General features: G+C 44.6%; 12 protein-coding genes. 3 read left to right on the top strand and 9 right to left on the bottom strand.

The features are described from left to right. Positions 1–19 precede the first annotated feature (19 nt). Positions 20–745 (bottom strand): ATP-binding cassette domain-containing protein, encoded by a 726-nt coding sequence (locus NST40_RS16750; RefSeq protein ID WP_036687647.1) that lies wholly within the window; start codon positions 743–745, stop codon positions 20–22. Positions 746–835: 90 nt separating this feature from the next. Beyond that, positions 836–1990, bottom strand: coding sequence for an MFS transporter (locus tag NST40_RS16755; RefSeq protein ID WP_076130060.1), 1155 nt, complete (start codon positions 1988–1990; stop codon positions 836–838). Positions 1991–2150: 160 nt separating this feature from the next. Between NST40_RS16755 and NST40_RS16760 the strand changes: the two genes are divergently transcribed. The 3 genes from NST40_RS16760 (at position 2151) to NST40_RS16770 (ending at position 4667) form a co-directional block, all read left to right on the top strand. Beyond that, positions 2151–3068, top strand: coding sequence for a helix-turn-helix domain-containing protein (locus NST40_RS16760; protein ID WP_036687649.1), 918 nt, complete (start codon positions 2151–2153; stop codon positions 3066–3068). Between the two features lie 36 nt (positions 3069–3104). Continuing rightward, positions 3105–3851, top strand: a complete 747-nt coding sequence (locus NST40_RS16765; protein WP_076098782.1) for an HAD hydrolase-like protein — start codon at positions 3105–3107, stop codon at positions 3849–3851. Between the two features lie 108 nt (positions 3852–3959). Next, entirely contained in the window at positions 3960–4667 is a 708-nt protein-coding gene (locus NST40_RS16770; protein ID WP_036687653.1) for a DsbA family protein, read from the top strand. 141 nt (positions 4668–4808) lie between these two features. On the opposite strand, the gene NST40_RS16775 is transcribed toward NST40_RS16770, so the two are convergent. From NST40_RS16775 to NST40_RS16805, 7 genes are all read right to left on the bottom strand, one after another. Then, a complete protein-coding gene (locus tag NST40_RS16775; protein WP_076218222.1) occupies positions 4809–5765 on the bottom strand; it encodes an ABC transporter ATP-binding protein in 957 nt (318 codons plus the stop codon). Then, positions 5755–6741 (bottom strand): ABC transporter ATP-binding protein, encoded by a 987-nt coding sequence (locus tag NST40_RS16780; protein ID WP_036687658.1) that lies wholly within the window; start codon positions 6739–6741, stop codon positions 5755–5757. Before NST40_RS16780 ends, NST40_RS16775 begins: the two co-directional genes overlap by 11 nt. 1 nt (position 6742) lies before the next feature. Beyond that, entirely contained in the window at positions 6743–7645 is a 903-nt protein-coding gene (locus NST40_RS16785) for an ABC transporter permease (protein ID WP_081383373.1), read from the bottom strand. Positions 7646–7681: 36 nt separating this feature from the next. Then, entirely contained in the window at positions 7682–8644 is a 963-nt protein-coding gene (locus NST40_RS16790; protein ID WP_342409740.1) for an ABC transporter permease, read from the bottom strand. 75 nt (positions 8645–8719) lie between these two features. Next, a complete protein-coding gene (locus tag NST40_RS16795; RefSeq protein ID WP_076130036.1) occupies positions 8720–10861 on the bottom strand; it encodes a peptide ABC transporter substrate-binding protein in 2142 nt (713 codons plus the stop codon). Positions 10862–11410: 549 nt separating this feature from the next. Further along, the gene (locus NST40_RS16800) at positions 11411–12277 is read right to left on the bottom strand and encodes an SDR family oxidoreductase (RefSeq protein ID WP_076277040.1); all 867 of its coding nucleotides are present in this window, start codon (positions 12275–12277) and stop codon (positions 11411–11413) included. A 2-nt stretch (positions 12278–12279) separates the two neighbouring features. Continuing rightward, the gene (locus NST40_RS16805; protein ID WP_342409741.1) at positions 12280–12783 is read right to left on the bottom strand and encodes a hypothetical protein; all 504 of its coding nucleotides are present in this window, start codon (positions 12781–12783) and stop codon (positions 12280–12282) included. Between the last annotated feature and the right edge of the window lie 104 nt (positions 12784–12887).

The raw sequence follows: 12887 nt of genomic DNA on the forward strand, positions 1-12887 counted from the left end.
CCTTATCCGTGTCCGAACTTTACAAATTTGCGCGTTCCTGAGACGTTAATCTACGTCCCTTTATATCATGCTTAATTCGTCCATCTTCTAGTACCCATATACGTGAAGCGAAACGTTCAGCCAGTTCAATAGGCAGCACCGTCACTACGGTAAGACCCGTCTCTTTACACAGTCTGCGCAAAGTTTCCAATACACTTTCTGCCGATTTGGGGTCCAGACCCGTAACCGGTTCATCCGCTAGAATTACTTTGGCACCATGAGTTAATGCTCTAGCAATCGCTACACGCTGACGTTCTCCACCGCTTAGCTGGCTAGTCTTCATCTTCGCTTTGTCTAGAAGTCCAAGGGCATCTAATTCATCCATCGCACCCATATAATCATCTGAACGAACCATCCCTGTAACCATACGCCACATTGGCGTCTGTGCGGACTGGCCGATCAGCACGTTTTTCAGCGCTGTGCGGTTAGGATTGAGCTCTGCATTCTGCTCCAGGTAAGCCCACTCCCGTCGAATTTTTCTTTTTCCGGAAAAAGCACTCGCCATAATATCCGTACCGTCCACTCTAAAATTCCCTCTGTCCCACTTCTCTCGCAGCGCTAAACAGCGTAATAAAGTGGTCTTACCGCTCCCACTCGCTCCAAGTATGGCTACGAGTTCACCCGGCTCTAATTGAAATCCTATATCCTGCAGGACCGGATTTTTGTCTTCCCCAACTGCCTTGGCTAAGTGTTCAACTGTGATCATAGTTCAGCCTCTCCCTGTCTTCATCTATAATCTATAGTGTACTCTGAATGTGAGTTCAATTTCCATGCGAGCACTCGTTCTTATCTTACCTCAATTTCTAGGTTGTGGCGAGAATAATAACCCCAGCAAGCCGAACACGATATATAAACCACCCATCAGGGCGAAAATACCGCCGCTTAAGCCCACTTGCAGCAACAAACCACCAATGCCGGGGCCGATAATACTACCAATACTAAAATGGAAAGAAGCAACCACATTGGCAGCAGGCAGTAGATGTCTTGGTAAAATATCCGCAGCCAGACTTAGACCTAAAGAGAAAAAGGAACCTACTAGTCCTCCTGCGATCATCAGAAGCACCATTGTCAATGTAAAATGATCACCTGCCAGCGGCAACATCGCAAAGGCGATCCCGCCTCCGATCCCGGCAATAATCAGTACCCGCTTGCGGCCAAACCGGTCGCTCCACAGACCTAATGGAAACTGCAGAAGCAGTCCTCCAATCCCCGCAAAAGGTAATAACGCTGCAATTTGATCTGTGCTGTAACCGATACGCAGACCATATACCGGAAAGCTGCTATTTAAGCTGGCTTCCATAAAGCCATATAAAAGGGCTGGAATTAAAGCGAACCAGGCTAAGCTGTAACAACGACCGAAACGGCGAACCTGGCTTTCACCACTCTCCGCTTTATCTGGCCGGGAATCCGGCAGAATTGTAGTCACAAGGATTAAGACTAACAAAAATAGAAATGCGAGAACAATAAAAGGCACGGCCTGTCCATAACGCAGCAGACTAATCCCAAGTGGTCCCAAGCTAAAACCCAGACCATAGGACATACCATATAGTGAAAGATTACGCCCGCGATGCTCGGCAGGTGTCATAAGCAGAACCCAAAGCTGGGCCCCGTAATTAATGGCAGCATCGCCTACACCCACAAGCAGACGCAATACAAACCATACCTTGATCCCTGTAAAAAAGGGAAACATGAGCAAGCTTACTAAGACTAAACTAATCCCACCAGCTATCAATTTTTTAAATCCAACCGCTCCAAGAACACGTTCAGCAATCAAGGTCATTCCAAATGATCCTATGTATAGTGCAGCAGCATTCAATCCGTTCAGTGACGAGGAGACTCCTTTTTGCTCCAAAAGAATGGATAGAATGGGCAGCAACAGCCCTTGGCTAAGCCCTGCGGCTATAGTAGCGGTAATAAGAATCATGAAAGTCATTTTGCTATTACTTCGTATAGATACTTTAAGCCGGTCTGACACGGATGATATCCCCCTATAATAAAAACAATGATGTGATCTAACGCCAATTGGCAAACACCGAACATTATAGTGGACAACCCTCTTCAAAACAAGAGATAATATGTAGAAGTTACGGATTTCTGGGGGTGCATGTTACATGGATTACGAATTAAAAATCGACGTATCGCCGGTTTATGAACTGTTGGACAGTTTTATGATATATGTAACCAGAAAATGGATCTCCAATTTAGACCTCGGTCCCCACTGGGTTAGTGATGTGGAAGATCGCATTACTCCTCATAAAGTAACAGCTCTCATGCAAGCTGCCGAGTGGCCATTTACAGATTATGATGTGTTATATGCTTGGGTTTACAGCCGAGGGCCCGCAACATCAGTGCTGCATTTCCTGGATGATCTGGATTCAGCTTCTATAGAAGAGTGTTATCAGCAGATCGCACCGTTAATTCATGATTTCACCATAGATGAAGCTTCCCGGATCAAGAGCAGCTATAGTCCGCTTCTTAGACTCTGGTATGAGCAATATTTTCGTCATGTAGAACACAAGATTTTACCGTTATTAATTGAAGATGCCTCTGAGAAAAAAATGCTGGAAAGCAAAATGGACCCTATTTCTTTAATTGAATATGCATCCGGTGGTGTAGTTTTCGAGGATATACGGGATCTTAAGACTATAGTATTATTGCCTACCGTTCATAATCGACCAATCAACACCTACTGCTTCTACAAAACTATGGTGATTGTACAGTATCCTGTAGATGTGCCATTGGAAGATGAAAATGAACCACCGATGGTGCTATTGCGCATGACCAAGGCGCTGTCAGATCCAACCAGACTCCGATTGCTTCGGTATGTCGCCCATGAACCCAAATCTCTATGGGAGATGCAGTCCGATCTAAATCAATCCAGAGAAATGCTTATGCATCACCTAATGATCCTACGCGTAGCCGGTTTACTCCGTATCCATCTTCGCGGGGAACAAGACGAGCGCTTCAGTATCCGTCCAGACGGCGCTTCTGAGCTTCAAATGTTTCTAGAATCTTATATTCACCTATAGAACACTATACAGATACAGATCCAAGGAGTGAGAGATATGAAATACACAACTCAACAAGTAATTTTCGATCTAGATGATACGCTGGTTCACTGCAACAAATATTTCGATTTAATTTTAGGACAATATTTCGAGCTCATGACTGATTGGTTTAATGAATTTGGGCCAAGCACCAGTGAATTACGCAGCAAGCAAATAGAAATTGATGTTGATACCGTCAACACAAGTGGCCTGGCCAGCGACAACTTCCCTAAATCCTTAATCGCCACCTACCGTTATTTCTGCGCCAAATATAACCGTCCGACAGATCGCTTTCAGGAGCAGCAATTACACAAGCTCGGCCTAAGCGTCTATGACCAAGAAATTGAAGCTTACCCTGGCATGGTTGAAACACTCGATACGCTGAAGCAAGAGGGTCATCATTTATTCTTGTATACTGGCGGGGACGACACCATTCAGCAACGTAAAATTGAACAAATGAAGCTGGATGCTTATTTTGACGATCGTATCTATATTCGGAAGCATAAAAATGTTGAGGCGCTTGAAAATATTTTGGCTACCCAAAGCTTTGACCGCAAACGTACCTGGATGATTGGCAACTCGTTACGTACAGATGTACTTCCCGCAGTTACCGCAGGCATCAACAGTATTTACCTGAAGCAGCAAAATGAATGGAGCTATAACCTTATCGAGCTGGAGCAAGAGATGCAGCAAGCCGTGATGACTATTTCGTCCATCCACGAGGTGCCCCCTGTCATTCGCTCAGCCGCTAAATTCAAAAACTAATAACTAGCTACAACGTTACGTAGCATTGTTACAAATGACATATCTACACTACCTACTGGATGATTATACTATTTTTATAGTATTCCTATATTGTCTAGGAGGTGAGATATGAATAAGAAAGTGTCAGCTAAACAATCTCAGACCAAAAGACCTTTGCTTCCCATGATATTAGGTGTCGTTGTTGTAATCCTTCTCGCTGTAATTGTTTTCATCTTAAGCAATAAGACTGATGATACAGCAGATCTACCCAACTACACCGACGTAAAGGGAAGCATTGTTGTTGATGGGCTGAAATATGAGAAGCAACCTCATCTTGGAAGTCCTGATGCCAAAGTTAAAGTTATCGAATTCGCAGATTTCAAATGCCCCGCCTGCAAAATGTGGACTGAAAAGTATCTGGATACTTTTATTAAAGACTACGTAGATACCGGAAAAGTGGAACTTTTCTTCATGAACTTTGCATTTTTGGACCGGGACTCTTATCTTGCCGCTAGCGCCGGCGAAGCCATCTACAAGCAAAGCAACGAGAAGTTCTGGGAATACCTTCATAAGCTGTACGCTAATCAAGGCGATGAGAGCGAAATTTGGGCCACTCAGAAATTCATTTTAAAATTCGTTAAGAATAACATCGAGGGCATTGATTACGCCCAATTTGAAACAGATCTCAAGAATCATACCTACATGTTCGATGTAAAAGAAGACTTTAAGATCGCTGGTTCCTACGGAGTCAACGGTACTCCTAAATTTATGGTGAACGGAGTGCTGCTTCAGGATTCTTCCTATGAAGGGTTAGCAGCAGCGATTGATAAGCAGTAAGCAGTCTTTAAACTGCGCCCTATAAGCTGTTCACTTTGAAAAAAGTGGCCTTCTTACAGGGCTTTTTGTGTGTATGAATTAAAAAAGATGACTTCTGTGATATACAGAAGTCATCTGCTGATTACTTAATTAAGCCACTGCTTATTCTACCAAATGACACACGGCACTATGGCCTTCTGACACGATTTTCCGTTCAGGCTTGACAGCCATACATACATCCGAGGCAAAAGAACACCGCGGATGAAAAGTGCAGCCACTTGGTGGATTAAGCGGTGATGGCACCTCGCCTTGAATCGATACCATCTGCTGCTTCTGCTCCACACTATCCGGAATCTTCAAAATCGAATTTAGCAGGACCTGCGTGTAAGGATGCGTAGGTTTCTTGAACAATTCATCCGCCGGAGCTTGCTCAACCACCTCTCCTAAATAAAGAACCGCGATTTCATCACTCAAATACTCCACTACTGCCAAATTATGCGAAATAAAGATATAAGTCAGGTTAAACTCCTTCTGCAAATCCTTTAGTAGTTGAATGACTTGAACCTGAATAGATACATCCAATGCGGACACCGGTTCATCACAAATGAGCAATTTGGGATTCAGTGACAACGCTCTGGCAATCCCAACCCGCTGCAATTGTCCACCTGACAGTTCATGCGGATAAGCGTATTGGACTTCAGAAGGCAAACCGACCCGCTCAAGTAATTCGATCACACGCTCATGCCGGCTTACTTTAGTTCCGATTTTGTGGATAGCCATTGCATCTTCAATAGCGTCTCCTACCGTCATTCTCGGACTGAGACTCGCCTTGGGATCCTGGAAAATAATTTGCATATCCCGGCGCATCGCCCGCAGCTTCTCTTTATTTGCCTTTGAGAGCTCCACGTCCTCAAAAAATATTTTTCCTTTGTCAGATTCGAGTAGACGCAGAACCATTCGCCCTAAGGTTGATTTTCCTGAGCCACTTTCCCCAACAAGCCCCAGTGTTTTCCCCGCTTCCAGGGTAAAAGAAACATTCTCGATGGCATGCAGCTTTTTTCCTTGTACCCGAAAAGTTTTCGAGACATTTTCTACGCGCAAGAGCGGATTATTGGGCATAGGAAGCGACCTCCTCAGCATGATGGCAGGCGATCTGATGATCGGTGCTAAAATCACGAAGCTTGGGAACTTCATTCTGACACCGTTCAGTTGTATAGAAGCAACGATCGGCAAATGGGCAGCCGGTCAATGTCTGTGTAAGTGTCTTTGCCGTCTTTGGAATAGGCATTATTTCTTTTCCCTTGTGGCCCACTTCGATAATGGAGCGTTTCAATCCAAGTGAATAGGGATGCGCCGCCTCACTTATGAACTTGTCCGTAGTGGCTTTCTCCATGATTTGGCCCCCGTACATCACGATGATTTTGTCACAAAAGTTGGTCGCAAGGCCAAAATCATGCGTTACCATCACTACGCTCATCCCATGTTTTCTGCGTAATTCCTGCAATAGTGCAAGAATCTGCATCTGCACAGTGACATCAAGCGCGGTTGTTGGCTCATCGGCAATCAATAATTGCGGTTCACATGCCAAAGCAATAGCAATCATGATACGTTGGCGCATCCCCCCGGAAAATTCGTGAGGATAACTTTTAAACCGTGATTTAGGATCCGGAATCCCCATTTCATGCAAGAGCTGAATGGTTCGGTCAAAAGCTTCCTTCCGGTTTGCATATTGATGTGTCAGCATGGCTTCCATTATTTGATCCCCGATACGCATGATCGGGTTCAAGCTGGTCATCGGATCTTGAAAAACAACGCCGATGTCACGTCCACGAATATCTTCTAATTGTTTGGGACGCATTTTAAGTAAGTCCTTACCATTAAACTGAGCTGTCCCCGATGTTATTTTTCCATTTTCACGGATGAGCCCAATTGATGACATCAATGTAACTGACTTACCGGAGCCACTTTCACCAACAATCCCCAAGGATTCATTTTCATTGATCGAAAAACTGACGCCGTTTACGGCATAAACTTCATCTTCACTGCGGGAGAACTTCACATGAAGGTCATCAATAGAAAGTAGCGGTTCACCCATATTAATTGCCTCCTTTCGGACTGAATGCTTCCTGGAGACCGTCTGCTACAAACAGAAACGAAAGCAAGGTTATTGCAAAGATACCTGCCGGAAAATACAGCAGCCATGGAAAGCCGAGAATATTCTCACTGGCTTGAGCAATCATACTCCCAAATGAAGGGATTGGCGGCCGAAGCCCCATGCCAAAAATACTTAAGCCTGCAATCTGGATGAGATCACCGGGAATCCCGAAAGCGAGAGAGACACCCATACTGCCGATAACATTCGGCAACATATACCGTCTGGCAATATGCGCCTGAGATGCGCCTAACGCTCTTGCCGCTTCCACCATCTCCCCGTCCCGCATACTTAGGACCAGACTTCGGATCAAGCGTGCATACCCCGCCCAACCCGGAATTCCAATTGCTAGAATCAAAGATAAATACCCACGTCCCAGCATAATGACTAATATCAAGGCGAACAAAAATCCCGGCAAGGTCATCATAAAATCCACAGCACGCATAATAATCATATCGGCGATTCCGCCGCGCAATCCGGCCCACAAGCCCAATATGATCCCGATAATGAAGCTGACCAAAGTCGCGCCAAAAGCAATAATCAGAGCGCTTCGAACACTGAACAGAATCTGGCTGAACATGTCATGCCCCACATTATCCGTACCAAAAATATGCTGCCAGGTCGGCCCTTGATTGATAGCCAAAAAATCTCCCGTGCGATAGTCATATGGGGCCACCCAAGGTCCAATGATCCCCGCGATCAAAAAAAGGATAACCCAGACCAAACCAATAACGGCAAGACGATGTCTTTTAAATCGCTTCCAACCTTGATAAAACTGGGATCTCTGAAGATTCTTTTTTCTCTTCAAAGCTACATCCGATTGAGTTGCTGCAACTGTGCCAGCCAATTGCTCCCCCTCCTAGGTTCGTATAGTCTGTGCCGCTTATAATCTGACACGCGGATCAATAAAGGCATAAATAATGTCAACGAGTAAATTCATAATCATAATCATGGATCCCAGCAGAAATACAGATGTGATGGCGAGCGGATAGTCGAAACTGGTAAATGCCGTCTGCATCACCTGACCAAGCGCTGGAATGGCGAAAATTTGCTCCACCCAGATCGTGCCCATCACTGTAAAAGCAAATTGAGGTCCGATGACGGTTATCATCGCAGTCAGCGAGTTTTTGACACCATGCTTAAAAATCATCGGCCAATATTTGACACCCTTAGCTTTTGCGGTTCGCATAAAATCCGACCTCATGGTTTCGATCAGACTGCCCCGCATATATCTGGCAACAACACCGACATTCGCCGCAGATAAACAAATAATCGGCAAAATTGCTTGCCTCCAGTGACCCCATCCCGTTACGGGCAGAATCCCTTGAAACACAACACCAAATAACAAAACCATAATCACCGCGAGAACAAATGCCGGAATAGCCTGACCCGTCAATGAGATGGTGCTAACAACATAATCAATCCAAGTGTTACGTTTGAGTGCTGCAATAATGCCAAGCGGAACCCCGATAATTACCGAAAGAATAACAGATCCAAAGGCCAAAAGTGTACTGATCGGCAAAGCCTGCTTCAGTTGAGTCGCAATTTGCAAAGACGGATTCTGCATCGAATTACCGAAATCGAAGGTTAATTGATGCCAAATATACTTCATGATTTGTTGCCACAGCGGTAAATTCAAACCATACCGGCTTTGAAACTGGTCCATGACTTGTTGATAGAGAACAGGGTTTTGCCCTTGCAGCGGAGCCAGTGCCGTAGCCATGGTATTCGTATTCATGAAACCGCCAGGTGAATAATACATCATGGTATAGCTAACTGAAATGACCAAGATTAAAGTGATAATAATTTGTAAAATGCGCTTTGAAATAAATTTCAATATGGTCAAATCCGACCCTCCTTTACCGATTCACGGGCACCATAATTGGCGCCCGTGATTGGTAATTATTCAACCCATTTAGGATTATTCTACAGATAAAAGATGCAGCCCATAGAAGTTGCCCCATGCCCAAGGATTTGATTGCACTCCTGTAATGCCGGGTTTTACCAAGAAGTATTGCTGTTGATAATACAACGGAACAGCATAAGCTTCTTCGAGCAGGTTATTAACTACCTTAGCCGCGATAGGAGCAGCGTCTTCGACGGTCAGCGCATTTACGAATTGCGCTTGCCACATTCTCAAATCTCTTAAGGTATCAGATTGATAACTGTTGTAATATACCTGTACATCAAGTGCATTTTGATTCAACTTGCCACCTGGCGCGTTTGGTGCTACGAAGGTCCAAGCGGTTACAAAGGCGGCATGTTTTTCATCGTTATTTTTAGCATTTTTCCAAAGGTCTACAATCTGTTGCCATTGTTCAGCGGCCGTTGGAAGCCCCGGTTGTTTCAAATAAGGCTGCCAATCTGCAGGCTGCTCTGCTGTCCATTTATCCAAAAAGGCGATATCCTCTTTAGCAGCTTTTTCTAATGCTGCCCAGTCGCTCCATTCCACACCGGCGTTCTTATTATCCGGATCCCCATATTTTTCAATGGCCGGTTTATAATAAGTTTCCTTGGTCCAATCCACGAATTGTTTCGTAGCTTCTAGCGGGGCATCCAGTGTTCCTATGGAATATAGTTGCTGCGTTGCACCCATGTCCAAACTTCCTGGTTCACTCCAGTTGGTTGCGCCCGACGCCAGAATAAAGCCTGGTTTTGCATCGCCCTGAGGTCCGCTGTACTGATAAGCGTTAAACTGCGCCTCATTGAGCTGAACTAGCTCTGTTTTGATACCAAGATTTTGTTGCAGTAATTGACCTAACGCCAAAGCGATTTGTTCACCCTGAGCATCTACTTGCTTGACCCCAACATACAACGATAGGGTTGGCAGACCTTTACCGCCTTCATAACCAGCATCCTTCAATAATTGTTTGGCTGCCTCGAGATCTTCCGGAAGTCCTTGCTCCAGTTTTTCCGTTGGCCAACCTGGTGAAGCAAAGATATTGGTCGCCCCGCCCATGCCGTTCAGCACCGATTCTACGATCGGTTTACGCTGGATCGCTTTGGCGATAGCCTGGCGCACCTCTTTTTTGTCATATGGAGATTCCGTTGTCGGGTTGCTCCAGAGCAAATATTTGATCGCATAAGTCGCTGCAGTATACAGCTGGGACTTTAGCTCCTCCGTTTTCTTCACGTATTGTAAATCAGACGCGCTTTGGATTAGAACGACATCTGCATGGCCGGACATATAATCCTCCACCGGCACGGTTGTCGCCGGAAGAACATGGATGGTCTCTACATTGCCGTGATTAAGCTGGCCGGCTGCACCTACATAATTCGGATTGCTCACCATGACCAGTTCACCGTTAGGTGTAAAAGATTTAACCATGTAAGGGCCATTGCTCACAAAATTCCCCGGTTCAAACCACTTACCAGGGTTCGCTTCGACCGCTTTAGGATTCATAGGCATCGACCCGGAAAGAACCATATCCCCCAGAATAGCGTGAGGCAGCGTGGTCGTAATTTCCAGCGTGTAATCATCAACTACTTTTAGACCAACTTCTTCTTTACTTACAGATCCGGCATGGTATGCATATCCGTTCTTCACAAAATTAAGTACGCTTAGCCAAAGTTGTGCGGTTGTGTTAGCTGGATCCAATTGATACATATAAGAAAAATAAAAATCATGGGCGGTTACTGGATCGCCGTTTGACCATTTGGCATCTTTACGGAGGGTAAATGTCCAAGTTTTTTTGTCATCGGAAACGGTATAACCTGTCGCAATTTTCGGAACGATTTCATTATCCTGATTGTAGCCATAAAGCCCTTCGAGCAAAGTTCCTTGCCCTACCAGAATTTGTCCTTGCCATTGTGTAGGATCGAGCGTCGGGATCTTTGGATTGAAAACGGTTACCGAACTTCCCGCTTTAATTTCAAGATCAGAAGCGCCCTCATTCTTAACTGCCGTTTGACCTACATCACTGGTTGCTTTTACCGAAGTATTGCTATTACCTGCAGCATTTTTACCGTTCTCATTGGCACTATTAGAGGAATTACTGCAAGCAGTCACAGATAACAAAGAAAATGACAGAAGTAGAGCTAAGAACGCGTTCTTTTTTTTCATCCTCAAGTGAACCCCCTCATACATAGTCATGAAACAAAAAAACTAACATTTTATTATCTTGTTATCTATGATGTTATCCTTCACCTTTTCATGCTTTGCCCCCCTAAATTTAAACTCCGATGTTTGTTTGTGAACTTACGAATGTCTTCTTTTGAATATCACTTAGGAAACTAAGAGTAATCGCTTACATTCTAAAATTTTCCACAAAGATTGTCAAGAAAAAATGTTACGTTAGTTAGCATAACTAGTTATTATTAATATAACTTAATCTTATAATATGAATTTTTCGTTAATTTTTTATTAGCTTTTTTAGTGTTATTTCGTAAATAACACTAACATATTGACGAATTTTAGCTTATTTCTTGTAATGCTGATATAAATGCTATAGAAGAACTAGTTCTATGAGTTGAGTTCCTTAGGACATAATAAAAAGAGTGCATCCCGGCAGTCATTTTATGACCTTTGGGATACACTCTGAACCATTTAGATATGGGAATCGGAATAAAATACTGTTATCGATACAAATATCAGAATAGGTGGACTCCGCCTCTACCGGAAATTATCTACACACTCATGTAGAAAGGCGTCTAGTGTGCGTGGGTCTCTGCCGAGTAAACGCTTCACAGTGTCATTTGGACTTTCTGGCACCATCCTAGACATGGTTTGAATTTCCACAACGTGGTTCGCGAGCCAAGGAGGCAGATTCCCATGCTCAATAAGATTACGGAGTAGTACTTGAGGGTCCATGTTGATGTAACTTATCGGCCGATTAAGCAGGGCAGATAGTCGACTCGCAATCTGGGGATAACTGAAAATCTCCGAACCAGTAAGCGTATATATATGGCCTGATATCTTGTCGTTGATCAGAACTTCTACGGCAACGTCTGCAATATCACGACAGTCAATAAAGTTACACGGTGAAACGCCCATAGAGCCGAAGAAAACATTTTGGGTTGTGATCGTTGGTGCAAAGCGCATTAAATTTTGCATGAACGCATAAGGGCGCAATACGGTATGGGTGATACCCGATACCCTCAACGTGTTCTCAATTTCTTGATGCCAGCCCGCCACTGCCACTGGAGCGCTCTGCTCAAAGGCTGGACTGGATATTTTTACGATATGTTTGATTCCAGATTCGGTAGCAATCTGAATGATTGAGGTTTCCAATTCGATTTGTCTTGGACTGTTGGACATGGCAAGGAAGAGCTGGCTAGCACCTGTAAACACGCGTCGCAGCGATTCAGGATCGGAAGCATCTACCCTTGCGACCTCAGTAGTCGATCGGCCTTTTTCTCCGATTTGATCACGCAACTTCTCTGGCTCTCTGCTCAGCGCCCTGACAGGTACGCCAAGATCAACCAAACGTTCCAAAAGCACACTTCCAATCGTACCTGTTGCTCCCATAACAACTATCAATTTTATCTTCTCCTTTTGGATGAAAAATTAGTTGTGACGGCAAGTCGCCACCGCCATGTCACTATCGTGCTCGCTATGAATCCAGACAACGGGAAATCGATCCAGACACGATTTACCCAGGCCAAGTGATTACTCGGAATCATAAATTCTACTACAACAGATGTCACCCATGCAGCGTATAGTCCAAATGTGGACCCGGCCATTGCGAATACCCCTACTACAACCAAGTGAGGTGCACCGATGACCCATCGCAAATGGCCCACTCGACTATGCAACAAAAGTCCAATCATCAAGGCCATCAAAGCGGATGCACCGCCAATAGTGGTCAATGCCGCTATTTGAAGCCCCCTATCTGCAGCAACCAATCCCCCGATACCTGCCATAATGGCAGGAGCAGCATAGGCCATTACAACTTCACGCCATAGTACAAAAGTCTTTTTCTTGGAACCAACAGCCTTGATGCTGTAAACATCATCTGTCTGATTCGGGTATTTCATCTGGTTCATTTACTTGCTCCCTTCTTCTTTGAAATAGTTCAACGATTGATTTCAGCGAACTATAATTAGGCGCCTAACTATATAAGAGTAAAAATAGGCTAGCTTCACTAGCC

Origin of the sequence: Paenibacillus sp. FSL R10-2778 (genome assembly GCF_038593035.1) — a bacterium.
Lineage (GTDB): Bacteria > Bacillota > Bacilli > Paenibacillales > Paenibacillaceae > Paenibacillus_AQ > Paenibacillus_AQ odorifer.